The 22,733-nt window shown below is 72.0% G+C and carries 19 protein-coding genes; 11 read left to right on the top strand and 8 right to left on the bottom strand.

Annotated features, from left to right (window positions below; translation table 11 throughout):
• Window positions 1-18 precede the first annotated feature (18 nt).
• Window positions 19-696, top strand: a complete 678-nt coding sequence (locus KQY30_RS07490) for an AIM24 family protein (protein ID WP_217306166.1) — start codon at window positions 19-21, stop codon at window positions 694-696.
• Window positions 697-725: 29 nt separating this feature from the next.
• Window positions 726-878 (top strand): hypothetical protein, encoded by a 153-nt coding sequence (locus KQY30_RS07485; RefSeq protein WP_217306165.1) that lies wholly within the window; start codon window positions 726-728, stop codon window positions 876-878.
• A 78-nt stretch (window positions 879-956) separates the two neighbouring features.
• Here KQY30_RS07485 and KQY30_RS07480 read toward each other — a convergent pair whose 3' ends face one another.
• The 4 genes from KQY30_RS07480 to zapE form a co-directional block, all read right to left on the bottom strand.
• Window positions 957-1,784: a polysaccharide deacetylase family protein gene (locus KQY30_RS07480; RefSeq protein ID WP_217310839.1), complete on the bottom strand. Its 828-nt coding sequence runs from the start codon at window positions 1,782-1,784 to the stop codon at window positions 957-959.
• 85 nt (window positions 1,785-1,869) lie between these two features.
• The gene (locus KQY30_RS07475) at window positions 1,870-2,763 is read right to left on the bottom strand and encodes a PPK2 family polyphosphate kinase (protein ID WP_217310838.1); all 894 of its coding nucleotides are present in this window, start codon (window positions 2,761-2,763) and stop codon (window positions 1,870-1,872) included.
• Between the two features lie 209 nt (window positions 2,764-2,972).
• Window positions 2,973-3,401, bottom strand: coding sequence for an OsmC family protein (locus tag KQY30_RS07470; protein WP_217306164.1), 429 nt, complete (start codon window positions 3,399-3,401; stop codon window positions 2,973-2,975).
• A 176-nt stretch (window positions 3,402-3,577) separates the two neighbouring features.
• Window positions 3,578-4,681, bottom strand: coding sequence for a cell division protein ZapE (zapE, locus tag KQY30_RS07465; protein ID WP_217306163.1), 1,104 nt, complete (start codon window positions 4,679-4,681; stop codon window positions 3,578-3,580).
• A gap of 37 nt (window positions 4,682-4,718) precedes the next feature.
• Here zapE and KQY30_RS07460 point away from each other — a divergent pair, with 37 nt between their 5' ends.
• From KQY30_RS07460 to KQY30_RS07435, 6 genes are all read left to right on the top strand, one after another.
• A complete protein-coding gene (locus tag KQY30_RS07460; RefSeq protein ID WP_217306162.1) occupies window positions 4,719-5,597 on the top strand; it encodes a pyrimidine reductase family protein in 879 nt (292 codons plus the stop codon).
• 206 nt (window positions 5,598-5,803) lie between these two features.
• Window positions 5,804-6,256 carry an indole-3-glycerol phosphate synthase gene (locus tag KQY30_RS07455; protein WP_217306161.1) on the top strand — a complete coding sequence of 151 codons (453 nt, stop codon included), beginning with the start codon at window positions 5,804-5,806 and terminating at the stop codon, window positions 6,254-6,256.
• Window positions 6,257-6,320: 64 nt separating this feature from the next.
• On the top strand, window positions 6,321-7,724 hold the full coding sequence (murC, locus tag KQY30_RS07450) for a UDP-N-acetylmuramate--L-alanine ligase (RefSeq protein ID WP_217306160.1): 1,404 nt from the start codon (window positions 6,321-6,323) through the stop codon (window positions 7,722-7,724).
• Between the two features lie 9 nt (window positions 7,725-7,733).
• Complete coding sequence (gene msrB, locus KQY30_RS07445) at window positions 7,734-8,141, top strand: peptide-methionine (R)-S-oxide reductase MsrB (protein ID WP_217306159.1); 408 nt, start codon at window positions 7,734-7,736, stop codon at window positions 8,139-8,141.
• Between the two features lie 201 nt (window positions 8,142-8,342).
• Window positions 8,343-8,669, top strand: coding sequence for a trypco2 family protein (locus KQY30_RS07440; protein ID WP_254407002.1), 327 nt, complete (start codon window positions 8,343-8,345; stop codon window positions 8,667-8,669).
• Window positions 8,670-8,680: 11 nt separating this feature from the next.
• A complete protein-coding gene (locus KQY30_RS07435; RefSeq protein WP_217306158.1) occupies window positions 8,681-12,715 on the top strand; it encodes a serine protease in 4,035 nt (1,344 codons plus the stop codon).
• A 68-nt stretch (window positions 12,716-12,783) separates the two neighbouring features.
• Here the strand turns inward: KQY30_RS07435 and KQY30_RS07430 are convergent, their stop codons facing one another.
• Window positions 12,784-15,324, bottom strand: coding sequence for a GTPase-associated protein 1-related protein (locus KQY30_RS07430; protein WP_217306157.1), 2,541 nt, complete (start codon window positions 15,322-15,324; stop codon window positions 12,784-12,786).
• A 323-nt stretch (window positions 15,325-15,647) separates the two neighbouring features.
• Window positions 15,648-16,034 (bottom strand): VOC family protein, encoded by a 387-nt coding sequence (locus tag KQY30_RS07425; RefSeq protein WP_217306156.1) that lies wholly within the window; start codon window positions 16,032-16,034, stop codon window positions 15,648-15,650.
• 412 nt (window positions 16,035-16,446) lie between these two features.
• Between KQY30_RS07425 and KQY30_RS36265 the strand changes: the two genes are divergently transcribed.
• Complete coding sequence (locus KQY30_RS36265) at window positions 16,447-17,007, top strand: nucleoside/nucleotide kinase family protein (RefSeq protein ID WP_254407548.1); 561 nt, start codon at window positions 16,447-16,449, stop codon at window positions 17,005-17,007.
• A 281-nt stretch (window positions 17,008-17,288) separates the two neighbouring features.
• Complete coding sequence (locus KQY30_RS07415; RefSeq protein ID WP_217306154.1) at window positions 17,289-18,254, top strand: hypothetical protein; 966 nt, start codon at window positions 17,289-17,291, stop codon at window positions 18,252-18,254.
• Window positions 18,255-18,502: 248 nt separating this feature from the next.
• Here the strand turns inward: KQY30_RS07415 and treZ are convergent, their stop codons facing one another.
• Entirely contained in the window at window positions 18,503-20,248 is a 1,746-nt protein-coding gene (gene treZ / locus KQY30_RS07410) for a malto-oligosyltrehalose trehalohydrolase (protein WP_217310832.1), read from the bottom strand.
• 526 nt (window positions 20,249-20,774) lie between these two features.
• Window positions 20,775-21,875, bottom strand: a complete 1,101-nt coding sequence (locus KQY30_RS07405) for a lytic polysaccharide monooxygenase (protein WP_217306153.1) — start codon at window positions 21,873-21,875, stop codon at window positions 20,775-20,777.
• Between the two features lie 262 nt (window positions 21,876-22,137).
• Between KQY30_RS07405 and KQY30_RS07400 the strand changes: the two genes are divergently transcribed.
• Window positions 22,138-22,692 carry a DUF1707 and FHA domain-containing protein gene (locus KQY30_RS07400; protein ID WP_217306152.1) on the top strand — a complete coding sequence of 185 codons (555 nt, stop codon included), beginning with the start codon at window positions 22,138-22,140 and terminating at the stop codon, window positions 22,690-22,692.
• Window positions 22,693-22,733: the final 41 nt, after the last annotated feature.

The raw sequence follows: 22,733 nt of genomic DNA, 5'->3' as shown, positions 1-22,733 counted from the left end.
CGGGCGAGGATGCACGCCATGAAGAGCGATCTGTTCAACGCGGAACATCTGGCCCAGCCGGCGACCGCCCCCGGGATGAGCCTCCAGAACTCCAAGTCGATCAAGTACGCCGTCAACGGCGAGATGCACGCACGGCAGGGATCCATGATCGCCTACCGGGGCAGCCTCCAGTTCGAGCGGAAGGGCCAGGGCATAGGCGGCATGCTCAAGCGGGCCGTCACCGGCGAGGGCCTGCCGCTGATGGCCGTACGCGGACAGGGCGAGGCCTGGTTCGCGCAGGAGGCCGCCAACTGCTTCATCGTGGACATCGAGCACGGCGACTCGCTCACCATCAGCGGCCGCAACGTCCTCTGCTTCGACGCGACCCTCTCGTACGACATCAAGACCGTGAAGGGCGCGGGCATGACCGGCGGCGGGCTCTTCAACAGCGTTTTCACCGGTTACGGCAAGCTCGGCCTGATCTGCGAGGGCACCCCGATCGTCATTCCCGTCACCGCGCAGGCGCCGGTGTACGTCGACACGGACGCGGTCGTCGGCTGGAGCACCCAGCTCGGCACCTCGCTGCACCGCTCGCAGTCCGTCGGTTCCATGATCCGCGGCGGCTCGGGCGAGGCCGTCCAGCTCATGCTCCAGGGCGAGGGCTTCGTGATCGTACGGCCGAGCGAGACCACCCCGACCAAGCCCACCGCGCACTGACCGGGGCGCCGGTGGGTACGCTCGACGGCATGGGTGCCTCGGAGGAGACGGCGGCGGAGACCGGGTACGCGGACTGCGTGGAGTGCGGGGAGCCGACCGAGTACCCGGAGTCGGTCAGGGGTGCGACGCGCTGCCCCGTCTGCGAGTGGCACGAGGCCCAGCGGACGGCCTGCTCGGGCTGAACCCGTGTACCACCGGCCCGCTCGCGCGCGGCGCCGCACCCGCCTCGGCCCGTCCCGCGCGCGCCTTCGTACCCGCGCTCAGCGCCGCATCAGCTCCGAGACCTTGACGAAGCGGTAGCCCTGCTTCCGCAGCTCTGGGACGATCTTCGCGACCGCCTCCTCCGTCGTGGGTGCCGCGCTGCGCGTGCAGTGCATCACCACCAGTGAGCCCGGCTTCACATCCTTCAGCACCTGCTCGGCCACCGCGTCCGCGTCCGTGGCGAAGGCGTCCCCGCTGACGACGTCCCACTGGACCGCGGTCACCTTGGTGGGGGCCAGCGTCCGCAGCGCGGCGTCGTCGTAACAGCCGCCCGGGAAGCGGAAGTACGGCACCACGTTCCGCACCCCCGCGGCATGGAACGCGCTGAATGCGCGCTGCACGTCCGAGGCCATCTCCTTCCCGTCGATCGTCGGCAGCCCGTAGCAGTCGCCGGTGAAGGCGTGGTGGCTGTACGAGTGGTTGGCGACCTCGAAGAGCGGGTCGGCGCCGATCGCCTTGGCCTGGCTCGGGTACTGCTCGGCCCACCGGCCCGTCATGAAGACCGTCGACGGCACGCTGAGCCGCCGCAGCAGCGCGATCAGGGACGGGTTGTCGAACTCCTCGCCGTCCGCCGCCCGGTCGCCCTGGTCGGCCGTCATATCGGCGTCGAAGGTGAGCGCGACGGTCTTGCCCGCGGCCGAGGTGCCGCGGGTGAAGACCGGCGTCAGACCTCCGGGACCCGGTGCCAGGGTCGGAACCTTGCTCCCGTGTCCGGGCGCCCCGGCGGAGTGGGGGCGGGCGGTGGACGAGCGGGAACCGGTGTCGGAACCGCATCCGGCGAGAGCGAGGGTGAGGACGAGACCGAGGCCGACGACGGGCGTGAGCATGCGTACATATGTGGTCACTCACGGAAAATATATGATGATCTGTCCGTAAGTGGTGCACGGCACACCCTCGGCGCTCCGCTGTCCGTCAGGGCATCGCCAGCAGCCTCTCGCGCGCCTCCCCGACATCGAACTCGCCCTTCGGGTACGCCGGGTCCATCGCCTCCAGGTGTTCCAGCAGCAGGGTGCTGATCGCCCAGTTGCGATACCACTTGCGGTCCGAGGGGACCACGTACCAGGGGGCCGCGTCGGTGGAGCAGCGTTCCAGGGCCAGTTCGTACGCCTCCTGGTACGCGGGCCACAGGGCGCGGTCGTCGATGTCGGCGGGGTCGAACTTCCAGTGCTTGTCCGGGTTGTCCAGCCGGGCCAGCAGCCGGGCGCGCTGCTCCTCGTAACCGATGTGCAGGAAGACCTTCACGACGGTCGTGCCCCGGTCGGCGAGGCCCTGTTCGAAGCGGTTGATCTGGCCGTAGCGGCGGCTGAGATCCCGGCGGGGTACCAGCTCGCGGACGCGCGCGATCAGGACGTCCTCGTAGTGCGAGCGGTCGAAGATCCCGATCTCGCCGGGCTGGGGGAGCGCGTGCTTGATCCGCCAGAGGAAGGGGTGGCTCCGCTCCTCGGCGGTCGGCGTCTTGAACCCTCTGACCCGGCAGCCCGCGGGATTGAAGTGCCCGATCACATGCTTGACCGTGCCGCCCTTGCCGCTGGTGTCCATGCCCTGGAGGACCAGCAGCAGCCGGCGCGGATCGCCCGCCGTGCTGGCCGCGTACAGCCGGTCCTGAAGCCCGGCGAGACGTTCCGCCAGGCGGGTGAGGTCGTCGAGGGCCGCCGCCTTGTTCTCCGGTCCGGCGGGGACGGCGCGGGAGTCGTACGAGCAGAGGTCGACGGCCTCGCCCTCGGGGACGCGCAGCAGCTCGCGGAGCGCGGCCTGCGGCTGGTCCGGCCGCTTCTTCTTCTCCTTCTTCGCCGCTGTCTTCGCCACCTTCTTGGCCACCACGCACCCCTTCCGCTCAGGTCGGTTTCCCTAGAGCGTGCGCCGGATCCGTACGGTCCGCGACCGCTGGTCGGTACACCGGGGGCTGGGCGTACGGGACGAGGATGACGCCGGTGACGCGTGCGCCGGCCGTGCCGCACGGTCCGGTGGACCGGGGGCACGGCCGGCGCGGGGTGATCCGGGCGGGTCCGGGTCGGTCAGGAAGCGAGCGAGGCGCTGAGCGTGATGGTGGTGCCCGAAAGCGCCTGGCTCACCGGGCAGTTCGCCTTGGCGTCCTCGGCGGCCTTCACGAAGCCCGCCTCGTCCAGGCCCGGGACGACACCCTCGACACTGAGGTGGATGCCGGTGATGCCGGTGCCGGGCTGGAAGGTGACGTCGGCCTGGGTGGTCAGCCTGGTCGGCGGGGTGCCGGCGTTGGCGAGACCGTGCGAGAGCGCCATCGAGAAGCAGCTCGAATGGGCGGCCGCGATCAGCTCCTCCGGGCTGGTCTTGCCGTTCGCCTGCTCCGCGCGGGAAGGCCAGGAGACCGCCTGGTCGGCGATGCCGGAGGAGTCGAACGAGACGGTGCCGGTGCCCTGGAGGAGGTTGCCCTCCCAGACGGTGTGCGCCTGGCGAGTGGTGGCCATGGTGGAACCCTTCTGCTTGGTACGTGGTGGTACAGGGTTGCGTGGTGGTACTGGGTGACGACACGAGTCACCGCGGCGCGCTGCCTGCGTGCCGCGGCTTCCGGGCACGGCGGACCCACGGAACCCGTCGGGTCACAGGACCCGCCGGACCCACCGGGCCAGCCGCGGCACCGAACCTACTGGGCCACGAGCCCCTTGGCGTCCCGTGCCAGTGCGGTCAACCGGGAGATCGCCCGGAAATATTTCTTCCGGTAGCCGCCGTTCAGCATCTCTTCGCCGAACAGCCGGTCGAAGGGGAGACCGGAGGCGAGCACCGGGATCTCCCGGTCGTACAGCCGGTCGGCGAGGACCACGAGCCGCAGCGCCGTCGACTGGTCGGGCACCGGGCCGACATCGGTGAGGCAGACGGCCCGTACCCCGTCCGTGAGCGCTCCGTACCGGCTCGGATGGACCGTGGCGAGATGGCCAAGGAGCCCCGGGAAGTCGTCCAGGCTGGCGCCCTCGGTCGTGTACGCGGCCCTGGTCACCTGCTCGTCGGAGTACGGCGCGGGCGCCTCGGGCAGACCGCGGTGCCGGTAGTCCTCGCCGTCGATGCGCAGCGGGCGGAACCGCGCGGCCAGGCCCTGGATCTCCCGCAGGAAGTCGGCGGCGGCGAACCGGCCCTCGCCGAGCCTGCCGGGCAGGGTGTTGGAGGTCGCGGCCAGCGCCACGCCCGAGTCGACCAACTTGCGGAGCAGGCTGGAGATCAGGACGGTGTCGCCGGGGTCGTCCAGTTCGAATTCGTCGATGCAGAGAAGGCGATGGCCGCCGAGGGTCTGTACGGTCTGCTGGAAGCCCAGCGCCCCGACCAGGTTGGTCAGCTCGACAAAGGTGCCGAAAGCTTTCTCTGAGGCCGGCGCCGGGGCCGCGTGCCAGAGGGATGCCAGCAGGTGTGTCTTGCCGACGCCGTAACCGCCGTCCAGATAGACCCCGCGCGGCCCGGTGGGCTCGGCGGGCTTCCTGGCGAACCAGCGCCGCAGGCCTCCGGACCCGGATCCGTTCGTCCCCCGGGCTCCGCCGAGGCCCGCGGCGAAGGCACCCAGAACGGTGACCGCCTGGGACTGGCTCGGCCGGCCGGGGTCCGGGACGTATGTGTCGAAACGTACGGAGTCAAAGCGCGGCGGCGGCACCATGTCCGCGACCAGACGGTCGACGGGAACGTATGGCTCACGGGCGCGGAGCGCGACCGGAGCCGCTTCGGTGGCCGGCCGGTGGCCGGAGGCGGCGGTGGAGTGCGACACAACTCTTCACTCTATGCGCCGTGCCAGACTGCTTCGCATGCGACGCCTGTTCCCTGTGACCGATCAGACACCGTCCGCCGAGGTCCCGGGCCCGGGCCCGGCCGTGGACCGCGAGTGGACGTTCGACGAGCTGGCGGACGCGTACGCCTATCCGGCATCGGTCCGGGGCGCGGCGGGCGCGGGTACGGCTGTGGGGTCGGGCGCGGGTACGGCGGTGGATTCGGGCGCGGTCGTGGAGCCGGCGGCGGGCGGGCGGCCCTGGCTCCGCGCCAACATGGTGTCCACCCTCGACGGCGCCGCCCAGTACGACGGCCTCTCCCAGCCCATCTCCTCCGCCGCCGACATGCGGATCTTCGGCACCCTGCGCGGGCTCGCCGATGTGGTGGTGGTGGGCGCGGAAACGGTTCGGCTGGAGCAGTACCGGCCCGCCAGGCCCCGGCAGGCCTTCGCCGCGCGCCGGGCCGCCGCCGGCCAGGCGCCCGCGCCCGCCATCGCCGTGGTCAGCGCCGGTCTGAACCTCGACTTCTCGCTGCCCCTGTTCAGCGAACCGCTCGTCCCGACCCTTCTGGTGACCGGTGCCGAGGCGCCCGCCGACCGGATCCGGGCCGCCGAGAAGGCGGGCGTGGAGGTGCTGATCGCCGGCGAGGGCCCCGGGGCGGACCCGGCTCGTACCGTACGCGTCCTGGCCGAGCGGGGATTCGTACGGCTGCTCACCGAGGGCGGGCCCCGGCTGCTCGGGCAGTTCGTGGCGGCGGGCGTCCTGGACGAGCTGTGTCTGACGCTGTCTCCGGCCCTCACCGCCGGGCCCGCGCAGCGCATCGCGGCCGGCCTGGGTCCGGCCGTACCCGAGCGGTTCGTGCTCGTATCGCTCCTGGAGCAGGACGGGTTCCTTTTCGCCCGGTACCGGCGCGCCTGACCCCTGGCGGGCGTCTCGACCCCCGGCTGACACGTCTGCCGACGCGTCTGACAATCAGCGGAATTCCCCGTTCCGGTTAGCTTCCTGTGGGCAGACTTACTCTCGCAGACCCCGTGCGAGCACGGGGAAGGATGGTTTCAGCAGTGGGCCGGAACGGCCCATGAACATGAAGACGAAGGGCGCCTGTCGTGTTCAGAAGCGTATTGATGATCGAGAAGCCCCTGACGCCCGGGGACGTGGAATTCGTCACCACCCTCCACGGCGACGAACCGGTGTCCTTCGTTGTGCTGATGCAGCCCCGCGGCGACCAGGCGGACGTCCTGCTGCGCGCCATCGACGATGTCGCGCTCGGCGAGCTGAGGGACGCCGCCAGGGAGGGCGGTACGCCCGAGGGCGCCCTGGCCAGACAGCCCGCGGAACTGGCCCTCCAGGCCTCCCTCGAAGCCCTGCGGGCCCAGGGCTCCCAGGCCAGCGGCCAGGTCATCGAGGAACATCCGCTGGACCACCTCAAGGGCGTCGTGGAGGAGTCCGGCGCCGACGAGGTGATCGTGCTGACCGAGCCGCACTACGTGGAGGAGTTCTTCCACCGGGACTGGGCGTCCCGGGCACGTCACAAGGTCGGCGTACCGGTACTCAAACTCTTCGCCCACAGCGAATAGGCTGGGACGACAGATGAGGCGGCACATAAAACCTGTCGCTCGCGCGCACCTGGGAGAAACACGTATGGCACCGGCACCCGCTGTCCCCGCCGTGATGGAACGACCGCACTTCATCGGCATCGGCGGCGCCGGGATGTCGGGCATCGCCAAGATCCTCGCCCAGCGCGGCGCCAAGGTCGCGGGCAGCGACGCCAAGGACTCGGCGACGGCGGAGGCCCTGCGTGCGCTGGGCGTCACCGTGCACATCGGCCACGCCGCCGCGCACCTCGCGGAGGACGCGTCCTGTGTGGTCGTGTCCAGCGCGATCAGGGCCGACAACCCGGAGCTGGCGCGGGCCGCGGAGCTGTCCGTACCGGTGGTGCACCGCGCGGACGCGCTGGCCTCGCTGATGACGGGCCTGCGCGCGATCGCCGTCGCGGGCACCCACGGCAAGACGACCACCACCTCTATGCTGGCCGTCGCCCTCACCGAGCTGGGCCTCGACCCGTCGTACGCGATCGGCGGCGATCTCGCGGGGCCCGGTACGAACGCGCGGTACGGCGAAGGGGAAATCTTCGTCGCCGAGGCGGACGAGAGCGACCGCAGCTTCCAGAAGTACGACCCCGAGGTCGCGATCGTCCTCAATGTCGAGCTGGACCACCATGCCAATTACGCCTCCATGGAGGAGATCTACGAGTCCTTCGAGGCGTTCGCCGACAAGATCGTCCCGGGCGGCACCCTGGTGATCTGCGCGGACCAGCCGGGCGCGGTCGAACTGGCCTCGCGGGTCCGCGCCCGGTCGGCGGTCAAGGTCGTCACCTATGGCGAGGACCCGGCCGCGGACGTACGGGTCCACAAGATCACCGCGCGCGGGCTGACCAGCGAGGTCACCGTCCTGCTCGACGGGCGGCTGCTGACCTTCGCGGTCTCGGTCCCCGGACGCCACTACGCCCTCAACGCGGTCGCCGCCCTGGCCGCCGGGGTCGCGCTGGGCCTGCCCGCGCACAATCTGGCCTCCGCCCTCGGCGCGTACACCGGCGTCAAGCGCCGCCTCCAGCTCAAGGGCGAGGCCGCGGGTGTCCAGGTGATCGACTCGTACGCGCACCATCCCACCGAGATGACCGCCGACCTGGAGGCGATGCGCGCCGCCGCGGCCCCCGGCTCCCGGCTGCTGGTGGTCTTCCAGCCGCACCTCTTCTCCCGTACGCAGGAGCTGGCCACCGAGATGGGCCAGGCCCTCGCCCTCGCCGACGCCTCACTGGTCCTGGACATCTATCCGGCCCGCGAGGACCCGATCCCGGGGGTCACCAGCGCCCTGATCACCGACGCGGCGGCGGCGGCGGGCGCCACCGTGACGGCGGTGCACGACAAGGGCGCGGCCGTGGACGCGGCGGCGGGAATGGCCGGGCCCGGTGATCTCGTTCTCACCATGGGCGCGGGCGATGTCACGGACCTCGGCCCGGACATCCTGGCCCGCCTGACCGACTGAGGAGAGCGCATGCCGTACGACATCGACAAGCCGGACGAGCAGTGGCGCGCGGAGCTGACGCCCGCGGAGTACCAGGTGCTCCGCAAGGCCGGCACCGAGCCCGCCTTCACCGGCGAGTACACGGACACGAAGACGCCCGGCGTCTACTCCTGCCGGGCCTGCGGCGCGGAGCTGTTCCGCTCCGACACCAAATTCGAATCGCACTGCGGCTGGCCGTCCTTCTACGACCCGAAGGACTCGGACGCGGTCGAGCTGATCGAGGACCGCTCGCACGGCATGGTCCGCGTGGAGGTCCGCTGCGCCCGCTGCGGCTCGCACCTGGGGCATGTCTTCGAGGGCGAGGGCTACCCGACCCCGACGGACCAGCGGTACTGCATCAACAGCATCTCGCTGCGGCTGAGCCCGGACGAGAGCTGAACGGACGGGACCTGAGCCCGGACGAGAGCTGAACGGACGAGAACCGAGCCCGGACGAGAGCCGGGCCCGGACGAGAACCGCGTGGGGCCGTGGCGCCGTGGAGTCGCGCCGCTACGGCGCCACCGCGCGCATGGCAGTGCCCCCGCACTCCAAGTAGCCTGGGTCGTCAGCCTGTTGTGACCACAGGAGCCGGGGGAATCAGTGAGTTCATCGGGGCAGGACGAGGGAATCGGCTTGGCGTCCGCGCTGGGTGCCATCCGCCGTGAACTGGCCACGGCAATGGCCGAAGCCGAGGCCGAGGGCGGGCCGCTGCGCCTGGGTGTGACCTCGCTCGAACTGGAATTGCAGACCACGCTCACCCGCAGCGGAGATGTGAACGGCGGCATCAAGGTCCATGTCATCTCCGCCGGGCTCAAGCGCTCGCAGAGCGACAGCGAGGTGCAGACCCTGCGCATCCAGCTCGATGCCCGCACGATCGCGGGCGAGCTGGTGCAGACGAATGACCGGTTGAGCGCGCCGCCGCGGTGACGGGGGGAGAGATGAGCTCATCGTCTCGGCAACCTGTCCCGGAGCCCGGCCGTGTCGCACGTGTCCTGGTCTCCGTCGAGGGCTCCACGGACATCGCGTTCTGCAGTGGGTACCGGATCTCCGACCGGCTGGTGCTCACCGCCGCCCATCAAGTCGGCGGGACCGGCGCGGTCTCGGTGGACCTGGACGGCGACGGCGACTACCGGCCCGCGGAGCGCGCCTGGCAGGACGGCCGTACGGACGTCGCACTGCTGAGGTTCGCCGAGGCGCCGCCGACCACGGTGAAACCCGTACGGCTGGGCCGGGTGGACCGTGCGCGGGCGGCGACGGTCACGGCCGACGCGCTCGGGTATCCGGCTCACACCGACATCACCGACAGCCACGCCGGCGAACGCCGGCGCGGCAGACACCATGTCTCCGGCCGGATCGCGAACGCCGACACGGGTTCACCGGGGACACTGCGCTTCCAGCTCGACAGCACACCGGCCCCGGCCGCGCCCAGCGACAGTCCCTGGAAAGGCATGTCCGGCGCGGCGGTGATCGCCCGGGACTCGGGGCTGCTGGTCGCGGTGTTCCGCGGCCATGCCCCCTCGACCGGAGTCAGCGCCCACGAGGTGTCCGCGCTGGACACCATCGACGACCCGCGGTGGCGCGAGTTGCTGCTCGCCGAGGGCGTCTCCCCCGACTTGCGCCCGGCACTGCCCGACGGCTGGCGCGCCGGAGGCCATCTGACGTTCCATCACGAGTACGTGGACCAGGTGGCGGCCAGAGGCCCGGAGCTGACGTCGCATCGATTACGGTTCGTGGACCCCGGCCCTCGCCACCCCGCGTCACCTCGCAACGTTCTGGACAGACTGACCGGGCTGGCCGCCGAGGCCCGGACCCGTATCGGCGTGGTGCTCAGCGGACCCTCCGGGACGGGCAAGGAACGGCTGCGTCTGGAGACCGCCGTGCTCGCCGACCAGGAGGGCTGGCTCGTCATCCATCTGGACGAACAGGTGTCCCTGGAAGCCGCCTGGGCGAGCGTCCGTCCGTACTCGCGGCGAATACTGCTCGTCGCCGACGACATCGAGTCGCTCACCGACAGCGAGATGACCGTCAACGGACTGCGGTCGGCCGCGGTCGCGGCGGGCAGCGAACTCGCGGTGCTGGTCGGCGCCCGGACCACGGCCCTGAAGAACGCCTGGTACAGCCCGTTGCGCCCGCAGCACACCTTCGACGACATCGAGGTGCCCACGGACCCGGGCCATCAAGCCGCCGTCTGCCGGACGGCTGTGGAGACCCATGCCGGCGCGGCCGTGCGGCAGATCGGGGAACGCCGTGTCGTGAGACTGTGCGCGGGCCCGCCGGCCATCGCCCTGCTGCTGGCCCAGTACTTCCACAACGAGGCCGTCCGCGGGCACGACCTCAGCCGGGTCGTTCCCCTCGACGCGGGAGACATCACCGGGTGGCTCCGCCATGTACTGGACACGGAGCGGCTCTCCCTCCCGCGGCCGGCCGAGGACCGGTACGCCTGGGACGGCGAGCCCGAGCCGCACGCACGGCTGGTCGACGCCGCGAAGATCGCCGCCTCGGCGCCGCGCCCCCGGGAGGGGCTCGACGCGGACCTCGACGGGCTGACGGGCGTCCTGAGCGGGGTCGGACTGCTGGAGGAGCGCGGTGGGGTCGTGCACATGGTGCACGACCTCTACACCGATCAGTTGCTCTCACGCGTTCTGCTGAAGGGCGACCTGGCCACCGTCCGCACCGCCTGCCTGGAGGCCGTACTGGAGACCGGTCTCAGCGGTCCCCGGGCCCTGGGCAATGTCATCAGGGCGATGAACCGGCTCCACGACGCGCTCGGCGAGACGTCGGGCGGGCAGCTCGCCGACACCGTCGAACAGTGGTTCACCCAACGGATCAACGACCTGGGGCAGTTGATCGCCGAGGACCCCCAGGGCCGCGCCTTGCTGGCCCTGCTGCGCGGAGGCGCGTGGCGGTCCCTCGTACAGCGGTCCCCGGCCGCGATCGTCGAGCCCTGGCAGCGGCGCAACTTCCTCGATCCGCAAGCCCGTCACGCCCTGCTCGCCGCGGCATCGTATCTGGACGCCTCCCACGGACAGTCGTATCTGATGGGCTGGATCGACAAGAACGCCGTCCTCCCACAGGCCGCGTTCGCCTTCCAGAAGGCGCTGCCCGCCGAGGGAGACGACCCGGCGTTTGGTGAGTGGACGGTGAACTACGCGTACGAGTACGTCACCCACAACCCGCAACGTCTCCAGGCCTCGCGGGTCTTCGTGCGACTGCTGGACACCTCCAAGGGCGGCATGCCACCGCGTGACCCGCGCGCCGCACAGGTGGTCACCTGGGCGCTGGGCTGGCTCAGCCGCCACGCCACCAGGCCCGAGGCGGCCTTCGTCGCCCCGCCGCTCGTGCTGCGCCCCGAGGTCACCGGCCCCGAACTCGGTGCCACCGCCCGCTATCTGCTGGACACCGTGGCCACCCGCGAGCCACGTGAGGCCAGTTTCGCGCTCGAACCGGTGCTCAGGCGGCACCGCCTCCGCAAGGATCTGCCCGAGGCGGTCTTCAAGCAGGCCGTGAAGGACTCACTGGCCTGGCTGGAGGCGGAGGACGGCTACGGGCTGCTCGCCGAGGCCGGATACGTGCTCGGTGAACTGCTGTGCCGCGGCCTCCCGGGTCGCGACGACACCCCCCGCGCCGTGGAGTGTGCCTGGCGCTGGCTGGACCGGCACGTCGATACGCCGCAGGCCGGCCTGGTACTCGATCCGCTGCTCACCAAGGCCCGTCAGCGGGCCGCCCGCGCGGAGGCCATGCTCACCCCCGACGAGTGCGCCGAACTGGCGCGCCTCACCGCGCGCTGGCTGTCCGGGCCCGACTCCGAACGCCGCCAGCGGGCCAGTGTTCTCGGCGCGCTGCTCCGCACCAAGCTCCTCGACGACGATCACGAGGAGCTGCAACGCCACGCTCAGGCGGCCCTGGAGCTGTTCGACGACTCGTCGGGCCCCACCGTGGCGCGCACCCTTCTCCCGCCCCTCCTGGCCAAGACGTCACTGGACGACGGCACCAGGAACCGGCTGCTGGACCTGACGTTCGGCTATCTGCGCCGCCACCCGGTGAGCGAGCACAGCAGCTACCCGCTCACCGCGCTGCTGAACCGGAACCTCACCGACGGGCAGTTCCGGGACGTAGTGACCGCGACACTGCGCTGGGTGGACGCCCACCCCTCGGAAGAGAGCGCCTTTCGCCTGCTGGCCAGCGCGTTGCGCAGCCCCCAGGCAGCCCCGCCCGACCGTGGCAGGCTGGCCGGCCGCGTGGTGAAGATTCTCTCCGTCGGCCTGCTGGTCACCGATCGGCAGCACCATCTCACCCGGGATCTGCTGAGATACCGCGACGAGATCGGCCCCGAGTGGAACCGCTTCGTCGCTCGCGCCTGCCGCGTGCTCGCCGACGCCGGGCTGCCCAGCAGCACCATGACAGTGCTGCGCTCCATGCTGAAGGGCGCCGACCGGCTCGACGCCCGGACGCTGGAGAGCCTCCACCTGACCTGCGTCACCTGGTGCGAGGTCCATCCGCGCACCCCCCGTACCTTCGAACTCCTCTCCCCGGTCCTCGGCAGCCGCGCGCTGTCGGCGGCCGTACGGCCCAGAGCCCTGGCCGTCGGCCACGGGCTGCTCGGTCCCAGCACCGCACGCACCCAGAACAGCGGCAAGCTGCTGGTCGCGCTGTTGCGGCTGGGCGGCCCCGATGTCGTACCGGACGGCGAACCGCCAGGTGTGCCGGCGGTGGACCGTGTCCTGAGCGTCGCACTGGACTGGCTCGACGCCTGGCCGAACGACAGAGGTGCCTTCACGCTTCTGCAGCAGGTGGCGCACCGGCTGAGACAGAGCGCCGGAACGGCCTACGGTCCGGGCACGCCCGGTTCGGCGCGGGCCGAGCGCGCCATTCGGCACCTGGACGCCTGGCTCGCCCGGAACCCGGAGGCCGATCCCGGGGAACGCGCCGCCGCGGAGGCCCACCGCCGCGATCTCGCGAACCGAGTGGCGTAGTTGGGCCGAGCGATCGCATCGGCCGCCCTCGGTGTTTCCCGCGGCGGCCGATGCCTTCTGCCGCGCGGCTATTGCTTCTTGCCGGTGTCGCCCTTCTTCCCGCCGTCTCCGCGGGGAGTCTCGCGGGTGCGGGCGGGGAAGCGGATGCCCAGCCGGGACAGGGCACCCGGACGGTTCCAGGCCTTGAACTCCTCCGCCTTGCGGTCGCCCGTACGCTCCAGACTCCGTTCGACCGAGGCGATGTCCTTCGCGGAGAGTCCCCGTACGGACGGACGCAGCACCTTGTCGAGCAGGGCCGACCTGGTCTGGTCCCAGGTCGCGTTGGCGCCGGGGAGCGCGGTCCAGGTGGTGAAGCAGTGGGCCACGAACTCCGGTACGGTACGCAGCCGTTCGCGCACCCGGTCGTCCTGCGCGGCCCTGCGGTACGCGGCGGTGAGGTCCGGGTCGCCGCAGTGGACGAGCGCGTACAGCTCCCCCTCCGGCCGCTTCTCGGACAGCAGTTGACGCGAGAGAGCGCCGAACACCTGCTCAAGGACGCCCAGTTCGACCGGTTCCGCCGTCGCACGCAGGGCCAGTGCCCGGTCGGTCCAGCCGGGCTTGGCCCGGCCCGCCGTGAGGTCCCCCGCGAATTCGAGGAGCTGGAGGGCTCCCCGTACCCGCGGTTCCAGCTCCTCGGGGAAGCAGCGCAGCAGATCGTGGGCGAGGCCGGGGGAGTCGGGGCTGTCGCCGGGATCTTCGAGCGCGGCCCGGACGAGCACCCGCCAGGTCCCGGCGGTCCGGTGCGCGTCCGAGCCGGTCTCCGCGAGGATCAGTCGGGCCTCGCCGGGCGCCGGGGCACCGCCGTCCCAGACCAGTTGTACGGCGGTGCGCAGGACGAACGGGTCGGCGAACGGCGAGACCCCGCAGGCCCGCAGCACGGAGCGCAGGACGGTGATACGGTCCCGGACCTCCTGCGCCGTGACAGCCGGGCCGACCGTACCGGCCAGGCCCTCCGAGCCCGCCACCTCCGCGCACATCCGCAGATGCGGTATCGCCTGAACTTCCGTGAGAGGAAGGGCGATACGGGCGAACAGCCGGGCGGCGGCGGCCGGTTCCGCCGCGGCGAGCGCGTCGAGTTCGCTCAGCAGCGTGGTACGCAGATCGAAGTACTCCTCCAGCGCCGTCCGTACGGCCGGGGTGTACGCGGCCACCGGATCGGCGATCAGCGCGCGGGAGAGGCGGCGTGCGAGGCCGGGCAGCAGGTCCGCGCAGTCCACACCGAGCAGTTCGGCGACGCGCAGCAGCTCCGCCGCCCGTGAGGTGCCCGCCGGGGAGGTCGCGTCGGGTCCCTCGCCGTCGCCTATGCCCGCGCGGAGTTCCGGCTCCAACTGACCGGCGAGACGCGCCTTGAGGTCCTCGGGGAGCGACACGATGTGCAGAGCCGGCAGATCGAGCCCGGCGGCCGGGGTACGCACGGCCTCGGCCAGGACGAGCGCCGCGAGCGGCGCGGTCGTACGGGCCGGAGCCCGGCCGCCGAGCACCGTGAACAGCCGTGCCAGCGCGGTCGCTTCGGCCGGGCCGCGGTCCGCGGCGGGCGCGGCCAGGGCCTCGACGAGCCGCTCAAGCCGCTGCCCGTCCAGTGCGTTCGGGTGCTCGTACACCCAAGTGGCCGCCGCCGTACGGCCGTTCGTGCCCGGGGATATGCCCGCGCACAGCGCGGCGACCGCGAGCGGGCCCGGGTCGAACCGGCCGCCCGGCAGCGCCGCCGCCTCCTCGAACAGCTCGGGGGCCCTGGCCTGCCAGATCTGCGCGGCCGTCTCGTCCCAGGCGTCCACGGCGGGCGCCGCCGCTCCGGCCGGCCGTGGCGCCGTGCAGTCGAGCACGAAGTAGCGGTGACCGATCCCGGCCAGCTCCGCGGTGTCCTCCGGCAGTACGCCGATGATCTGCTGCCCGGCCCGCTGGGGGCGCCGGGTGTACGTGGTGAAGGTCAGCCGGTGCGCGTCGGGGCCCGGCAGCACCGCGCAGGCCAGCGCGATCCACCGGGCCACATCGGCGCTGTGCCGCTCCACGAGCACGAGCTGAGGCGCGGACTCCCCCTCGGCGAGCCCGCGTACGGCGGCGAAGAACCCGGCGAGCCACGGAGCGCGGGAGGCCGCGAACGACACCAGCTCACGCCGGTCGAAGCCACGCGACGAGGGCGGCCGGTCCAGCGGCGTGAGCACGCCGCCCTCCGGTGCCCCGGCCACCCACTGCGGCGAGCCCCAGGTGCTGATGGGCGGCGCGCCGACGGAGAGCGTGGCCTCTCCCGGGAGCTGTACGGCATGGGCGTGGAACGTGCCCCAGACACCGGTGTGGTCGGCTCCCGCGTAGACCGTCCTGGCCAGCAGCCGACTGCCGTCGGCGAGCATGCTGAGGCTCAACGACTGCGGGAAAGCGGCGAGTTCGGCGGTGGCCGGACGCAGCGGCGCGCCGGGCGGCGGCTCGTACCCGAGGAGCTGCTCGGCCTCCTTGAGGAACGAGTCGGGGACGCCGGGCGTGACCGCCGTGATGCGGAAGCCCGGTCCGCCGAGGGCCGGCGGGCCGTCCGCGCCCGGGACGGCGGACGTGAAGAGAAGCTGCGCCAGGCTCATGCGCCGGCCCCTTTCGGTCCCGGCGCGCCCGGTGCGGCCCGTTCGGCCGGCGGGGGCAGCGGCGCCGCCGGGGTGCGGCCGGTACAGCGGGGGCGGACGACGGTCGTCATGTCAGCGAACCACCAGGTGTAGCGGGGGAGCGTTCGTCGAGACGCGCGAAGGCGGCCCGGCGGCCGTGGACGGCCACGCGGGCGTGCGGACCGGGCAGCAGCCCGTCCCGACCTCGCGCCCGACCGTACCGGCGCGACACCGCCCGGCACCACTCGGCCCCGGAACGTATTCGTTCGGGCCCCGGAATCCGCCCGCCGTGCTCGCGTTGTGCCCTACGCGGGCTGAAGCAGGTCCCAGAGGTTTCCGTACAGGTCCTCGAAGACCGCGACCGTGCCGTACGGCTCGTCGCGGGGCTCCCTGACGAAGCGGACCCCCGCCGCCCGCATACGCGCGTGATCGCGCGCGAAGTCCTCGGTGTACAGGAAGAAACCGACTCGGCCGCCGGTCTGCGCGCCGACGCTCGCGCGCTGCGCGGCGTCCTTGGCGCGGCCCAGGAGCAGGCCGGTGCCGGTGGAGCCGGGCGGCCTGACCACGACCCAGCGGGAGCCGTCGCCGCGGTCGGTGTCCTCGACGAGCTCGAAGCCGAGGGATCCGGTGTAGAAGGCGATGGCCTTGTCGTAGTCGTCCACGACGAGGGTGATCAGGGCGATGAAGGACATGCGGGTGAAGTTATACGTATGACCGGCGGCCCGGCAAGATGGAACAATGCGGTCCATGGATGCGCAGCAGATCGCCGAGCTGACCGCCCGCGCCCGCCGCCTCGCGGACCCGGACGGCGGAGCGGAGTCCGGCGCCGGATCGGGCTCCGGCGGGGACCCGGGCCCGGGCGGCGGGTCCGGCTTCGGCGGGGACCCGGACTCGGACGGTGGCTCGGGCTCCGGCGGTGGCTCGGGCTTTGGTGGGGATCCAGGTTCCGGTGGTGGCTCGGGCTCTGGTGGGGATCCGGGTTCCGGTGGCGGGTCGGGCTTCGGCGGGGACCCGGACTCCGGCGGTGCCCCGGGCTCCGGCGGCGGATCGGGCTTCGGTGGGGAGCCGCGCCCCCGCGGCCGGTCGGGTCCGGGCCGCCGTCGCATTCTCGGTATCGCGGGGCCGCCCGGTGCGGGCAAGTCCACCCTCGCCGCCCGGTTGGTCGAACGCCTCGACGGGCTCGCCGTACTCGTCCCCATGGACGGCTTCCATCTCGCCCAGACCGAGCTGCGCCGCCTCGGCCGGGAGAACCGCAAGGGCGCGCCCGACACCTTCGACGCGGCCGGCTACACCGCCCTGCTCGGCCGGCTGCGCGCCCCCGAGCCCGGCACCGTCGTGTACGCGCCCGCCTTCGACCGCTCGCTGGAGGAACCGGTGGCGGGCAGCATCGCCGTACCGCCCGAGATCCCGCTCGTGATCACGGAGGGCAACTATCTGCTGCACGACGAAGGCCCCTGGGCCCCGGTCCGTACCCTTCTGGACGAGGTCTGGTACCTGGACCTCGACCCGGCGGTCCGGGTCGCCCGGCTGGTGGACCGGCACGTACTCCACGGCAAGGACCGCGCGTACGCCGAGCGCTGGGTCACCGACTCCGACGAGCCCAACGCCCGCCTGGTGGACCGCGGCCGGTCCCGCGCGGATTTCGTGGTGGCCCTGGCCGGGTAGGGCGCACGGTGCTCCGGCCCGGTCGCTTCCGGCCGGGCCGGCCCGTCCGGCGCTTCGCGGGATACGGCGCAGTCGGCCCGGCAGCCGCAGGGACCCGGCGAACCCGCACCCTCACCGCATTAGCATCGGAGGTAACGGATCACCGGTGGCCCGGTACGGCCCGGTGTGGCTTGGTGCCGCGGTGATCAATGGAATGGACACGGACGCATGGCGGCCGGGACGGACTCGATGGCACCGGCGCGGCGAGCGGCGGCCGGCCCGGGATGAGCGGAGGCGATGGCGTGGGGCTGTTCCGACGAGGGCCGAAGCGTGACGGTCGCGACACGACGCCTCGGGACCCCGCCTTCTCCTTCTTCTCGGTGGACGAGGCCGCGCGGTTCCGCAGCCAGGTCCGGGAGGCCTTCGCGGAACGCGGTCTGGAGGTCACGCTCTACCCGGACATGGTGACCGACAGCGCCGGCCGGCAGTTCGGTCTCGGCAATCTCGCGGCCGTCTGTCACAACGACGACCGCGGCCCGCGCGTCTGGGGCGAGCTGGTGCGCCGTCATGTCGGCATGGTGCTGCGCACCATGGACTCCCCCTCCGCCCTGGACACCCTGGCACCTGAGCAGATCCGCTCGCAGCTCTACCCCCGGGTGATCAGCGAGGACGGCCTCGATCCGCAGACCTTCGGCTATGCCCGCTCGGTCGCCCCCGGGCTGTACGAAGTGCTCGCGCTCGACCTGCCCGAGAGCGTCATGATGCTCACCGACGAGGCGCTGGAACCGCTGGGCGAGACCCGGCACCTGCGCGAGCGGGCCCTGCGCAATCTGCGTGAACTGCCGGTCGAGGGCCGCGAGACCATCAAGGACTCGGACGGCACCCGATTCGAAGTGGTCCTCGGCGACTCCTTCTACACCGCGAGCAGGGTGCTGGCCCTGGAGACGGTGGTCCCGCAGGTCACGGGCCGGCTGATCCCGCCGGAGGGCGCGCTGGTCGCGATGCCCTTCCGGCACCAGCTCGCCTTCCATGTCATCCGCGACCGCACCATGATCCCGTCCCTGAACGCGATGGCGTCCTTCGCCGCCTCGGGGTACGAGGACACGCCGGGCGCCATCAGCCCGTACGTCTACTGGTGGCGCGGCGGCACGCTCACTCAGCTCAGCGACGAGGACGAGGACGGCGAGGGGCTGCGGATCGTGGTGGGCGAGGACTTCCAGGCGCTGCTGGAACGTCTGCTGGAACGGGACCCACGGGATACGGACTGAGGGCCGGGACCCACTGGGTACGGCCTGAGGGCCGGGATCCTCCGGACACGGCCTGAGGGCCAGGCCTCCGGACACGGTTTGAGGGCCGGGACCCTCCCGATACGGCTTGAGGGCCGGGACCCACCGGGTACGGACCGGGGCCGGGCCCTCCGGATGTGACCTGAAGGCCGGGCCCTCCCGACACGGCCTGAGAGCCCCGGCCCGCGGCTCCCGGCCCCGCCTCGGCCCGCGGCCCCGCCCGGCCGCCCTCAGTCGTCGGCCAGCACCACGCCCGACTCCGGCGGCAGGCGCAGCATCCCGTCCGCGTCCGGCGGCGCGACCGGCTCCCAGGCGGCGAGCACCCGGCCGCCGCCCCGGTTCCTGCCGCTGCCCAGCGGGATCAGCGCGGGCTCGCCGGAGAGGTTGACCGCGATCCGCAGATCGCCTCTGCGATACGCGAGCCAGCGCGCCTCCTCGTCGTACGCCACCTTCGCCGCCGCGAGATCCGGGTCGGAGAGGTCCGGCTGGCCGCGGCGCAGCGCGATCAGCTCGCGGTACCAGGCCAGCAGCCGCGCGTGCGGCTCCTTGCCGGTCTCCGAGCGGTCCAGACAGGACCGCTCCCGGGTCGCCGGGTCCTGCGGGTCCGGGATCTCCTCCGCTGCCCAGCCGTGCGCCGCGAACTCCCGGCGGCGGCCCGTCCGTACCGCCTCGGCGAGCACCGGGTCCGAGTGGTCCGTGAAGAACTGCCAGGGTGTGGCGGCGCCCCACTCCTCGCCCATGAAGAGCATCGGGGTGCAGGGTGCGGTCAGCACGAGCAGCGCGGCACAGGCCAGCAGCCCGGGGGAGAGGGTGGCGGAGAGCCGGTCGCCGAGCGCGCGGTTGCCGATCTGGTCATGGGTCTGGGCGTAACAGAGGAAGCGGTGCGCGGGCGTTCTCGTACGGTCGAGGGGGCGGCCGTGGGTACGGCCGCGGAAGCTCGAATATGTGCCGTCGTGGAAGAAGACCCGGGTGAGGGTCTTGGCGAGCGCGGCGAGCGGCTCGCGGGCGAAGTCGGCGTAGTAGCCCTGGGATTCACCGGTGAGCGCGGTGTGCAGGGCATGGTGGAAGTCGTCGTTCCACTGGGCGTGCAGCCCGAGGCCGCCGTCCGCGCGGGGCGTGGTGGTACGGGGATCGCCGAGGTCTGACTCGGCGATCAGGAACAGCGGCCTGCCCAGCTCGGCGGAGAGCGCGTCGACCGCCGCCGACAGCTCTTCGAGGAAGGTCAGCGCGCGCCGGTCGGCGAGGGCGTGCACGGCGTCCAGCCGCAGCCCGTCCAGCCGGAAGTCCCGCAGCCACGCCAGGGCACTGCCGAGGAGATACGCCCGTACCTCGTCGGAGCCGGGGGCGTCGAGATTGACGGCGGCGCCCCAGGGCGTGCGGTGGGTGTCGGTGAAGTACGGGCCGAAGCTCGGGAGATGGTTGCAGGACGGGCCGAGGTGGTTGTGGACCACATCGAGGACGACACCGAGCCCCAGGCCGTGCGCGGTGTCGACAAAGCGCTTGAACGCCTCGGGCCCGCCGTATGGTTCGTGCACCGCCCAGGGCGAGACCCCTTCGTACCCCCACCCATGGGTGCCCGGGAACGGGCACACCGGCATCACCTCGACATGGGTGATCCCCAGCTCGGCCAGCGGCGCCAGCAGCTCCGCCGCCGCGTCGAAGGTGCCCTCGCGGGTGAAGGTGCCGATGTGCAGCTCGTACAGGACCGCGCCGGGCAGATCGCGGCCCTGCCAGGCGGTGTGCCACCGGTATGCCGCCTGGTTGACGACGGCGCTGGGGCCGTCCGGTCCGTCCGGCTGGCGGCGGGAGCGGGGATCGGGGAGTACGGGGCCGCTGTCGAGGGCGAAGCCGTAGCGGGTGCCGTCGGCGGCGGGCGCCTCGACGGTCCACCAGCCGTCCCGGCCGGGGACACGATCCATGGGCAGCCGGGTGTATTCCGACGCCATGTCGTCGGGCGACATGTGGTCGGGCGCCATGTCTGCCCGCCCCATGTCCGCGGGCCCCATGTCTGCGGGCTCCGTGTCCGCGGGGCTCACGTTTGCAGGCCCCGTGTCTCCTCGCCCGGTGTCTCCCCGCCCCATGTGGTCCGGATCCATGTGGTCCGGCGACATGTGCTCTCGCGCCATGTCCCCTCGCCCCATGTGTGCCGGCGACATGTCGTCGGACCCCATGTGGTTCCGCCCCATGTCCCCCAGATGGAGGGTGACCCGGTCCCTGGCCTCCGGTGCCCACACTTCGAAGCGCACGAGCGGTTTCCCCTTGTCTGCGGCGGTCGTTCGGCGGACGCCGGCCCTGTGCTGCTCGGCCGTCACCCCATGGTCGCAAGGGACCCGGCCCGCCGCACGGGGTGGGGTGAGAGCGGCGAGCCGGGCCGGAGCGTGGGCCGTGCGGGTGTACGGACGGGGTCAGCGCGTACGAGTCAACCGTGCGTCCCGCACTCGTCGCACCCGTCGCACCTGTCGTACATGTCGTGCGCTTCGCGGGGACCGGACAGCGGCCGGGTCAGTGGACCGAGCAGGGTGGCGTGGTGGCCGTGTCCGGCGATCCTCCCGAGGCGACATAGCCGAAGGTCGTGGAGGCACCGGCCGCGAGCGAGCCGTTCCAGTCGGTGTTGTGGACCATGACCTCCTGTCCTCCGTACGTGGCACTGCCGTTCCACAGGTTGTCGACCTTCTGTCCGGACGGCAGGGCGAACTTGACCATCCAGCCCAGGATCGGATGGGTGCTGGTGTTCTTCACCGTGACCTCGGCCTGGTAGCCGCCGGCCCAGGAACCGGTGGTGGTCCGGGTCGCGGTGCAGGTGGCGGTGGGGTCAGTCGGCGGGTCGGTGGGCGGGTCCGTCGGGTCGGTCGGGTCGGTCGGGTCCGTGGTGCCGGGGTCGCCGACACCGGTCACCTCGCCGTTGCCGCCGTCGAAGACCACGTCCGAGCAGCTGTAGAAGGTCTCCTGGCTGTCGGAGCGCTGCCACACCATGTAGATGATGTGGCGGCCGGACTTGCCGCTGGGCAGGGTGCCCCGCCACTTGTACGCGCCCTCGACCGTGCCGACGGAACCGGTCACCTGCGGATGGTCGACCGTCAGGAAGGGCGTCGACTCCAGGTCGTCCCAGGTGAAGGTCTTGGTGGGGTCGAAGCCGTCCTTGGTGACGTACACGTAGAACCAACCGGGGTGCGCCGCCCACGCGTTGTACGAGAAGTCGAGCGAGGCGCCGGAGGTCAGGTGCGTGAGCGGCCAGTCGTTCCGCGGCTTGTTGAAGCCGGAGAAGGTCGTGTTGCCGCCGCTGCAGAGCTGTCCGTCCGGGATGAAGCCTTTGGTGCGCCCGGCGCCGTCGGAGCGCAGCACCGAGAACCAGTTGTAGAGCGGGGTCGTACCGCTCTCGGCCACGGCCGCCTTGCAGGCCGGGTTGACGGGCTTGATCTCACCGGTGCTGGTCAGGCCGTCCCGCCAGCACATGAACGTACGGCTGGCCGGCTTCATGGGCGTGCCATGGGCGGTGGACGTACCGCCGCTGCCGACGACCAGCAGAAGGGCGGGCAGAACGGCGAGCAGGGCGAGGAGTACGGCTCTGCGGGGATGTAACAACCACGTGGGTGGGTGAGTCATCGCGCGAGTCCCTTCGGCGTGATCATGACAAGTGGATGAATGATTGGGAGCGCTCCCAATTCGGAACGTAGCGCCGGTGGGCCGCGCTGTAAACGGCTTGCGCCCGGAAATTCCCGGAGCCGCCCCGAACCGTGGACGCGAGGACGGACGGGGCAGGGCGCCAACGGCCTTCTGTCCGCCGTCCGTAACGGTCGTAACGGCCGGTCCCGGTGCGTCCGTAGTGTCTGGACACTCCAGGGCCGTCCGACGGACAATCACCTGCGTGACGTCCTCCTTCGAGTTCCACACGTATCCCGCGCGGCTCTCCGACGCCGAGCGTGACCGTGTCCTCGCGGTGCTGCGGGAGGGCGTGGCGCAGGGGATGCTGTCGCACGACACCTTCCTGCGCCGGATGGATCTCGCGCTGGCGGCCCGCAGGGCCGAGGAACTCCGGCCGCTCACCGCGGACTTGGAGCCGGCCGCCGAAGGACCCTGGTCACGGCGGCTGTTCGGCACGGTGAGCCGGGTGTCCGCGTTCTCCGTACGGCTGCGCAGGGCCTGGCAGGCGGAACGGCTGCCCAAGCTGCTGCTGCCCCAGCCGGGCCCGTACCCCCTCCGCATCGGACGCGATCCGATGAACGGGCTGCGGCTCAGCCATGACACGGTCTCGCGGCTGCACGCCGAACTGAGCATGCAGGGCGGGGTGTGGGTGCTGCGCGACCTGGGCTCGACCAATGGCACGACCGTGAACGGACGGCGGGTGACCGCGACGGCGGTGGTGCACGACGGGGACCTGGTGAGCTTCGGCCAGATGAGCTTCCGCCTCGCCACAAGCTGACCACACGGCCGCCCCCGTCACCTGTGCCTGCCGCGGCCTCG

The sequence above is a fragment of the Streptomyces sp. GMY02 genome (assembly GCF_019056675.1).
GTDB lineage: Bacteria > Actinomycetota > Actinomycetes > Streptomycetales > Streptomycetaceae > Streptomyces > Streptomyces odonnellii.
The sequence above is the reverse complement of the archived record's forward strand: the minus strand, read 5'-3'. Positions and strand labels throughout refer to the sequence as shown.

Bases quoted from the DNA above. Each gene is read 5' to 3' on its own strand.
- KQY30_RS07485 (WP_217306165.1), top strand. From the start codon at position 726: ATGGGTGCCTCGGAGGAGACGGCGGCGGAGACCGGGTACGCGGACTGC.
- KQY30_RS07480 (WP_217310839.1), bottom strand. From the start codon at position 1,784: ATGCTCACGCCCGTCGTCGGCCTCGGTCTCGTCCTCACCCTCGCTCTC.
- KQY30_RS07490 (WP_217306166.1), top strand. From the start codon at position 19: ATGAAGAGCGATCTGTTCAACGCGGAACATCTGGCCCAGCCGGCGACC.
- KQY30_RS07425 (WP_217306156.1), bottom strand. From the start codon at position 16,034: ATGTCCTTCATCGCCCTGATCACCCTCGTCGTGGACGACTACGACAAG.
- KQY30_RS07405 (WP_217306153.1), bottom strand. From the start codon at position 21,875: ATGACTCACCCACCCACGTGGTTGTTACATCCCCGCAGAGCCGTACTC.
- KQY30_RS07430 (WP_217306157.1), bottom strand. From the start codon at position 15,324: ATGAGCCTGGCGCAGCTTCTCTTCACGTCCGCCGTCCCGGGCGCGGAC.
- KQY30_RS07460 (WP_217306162.1), top strand. From the start codon at position 4,719: ATGCGACGCCTGTTCCCTGTGACCGATCAGACACCGTCCGCCGAGGTC.
- KQY30_RS07455 (WP_217306161.1), top strand. From the start codon at position 5,804: ATGATCGAGAAGCCCCTGACGCCCGGGGACGTGGAATTCGTCACCACC.
- KQY30_RS07470 (WP_217306164.1), bottom strand. From the start codon at position 3,401: ATGGCCACCACTCGCCAGGCGCACACCGTCTGGGAGGGCAACCTCCTC.
- treZ (WP_217310832.1), bottom strand. From the start codon at position 20,248: ATGGCGCCCGACCACATGTCGCCCGACGACATGGCGTCGGAATACACC.
- murC (WP_217306160.1), top strand. From the start codon at position 6,321: ATGGCACCGGCACCCGCTGTCCCCGCCGTGATGGAACGACCGCACTTC.
- KQY30_RS07435 (WP_217306158.1), top strand. From the start codon at position 8,681: ATGAGCTCATCGTCTCGGCAACCTGTCCCGGAGCCCGGCCGTGTCGCA.
- msrB (WP_217306159.1), top strand. From the start codon at position 7,734: ATGCCGTACGACATCGACAAGCCGGACGAGCAGTGGCGCGCGGAGCTG.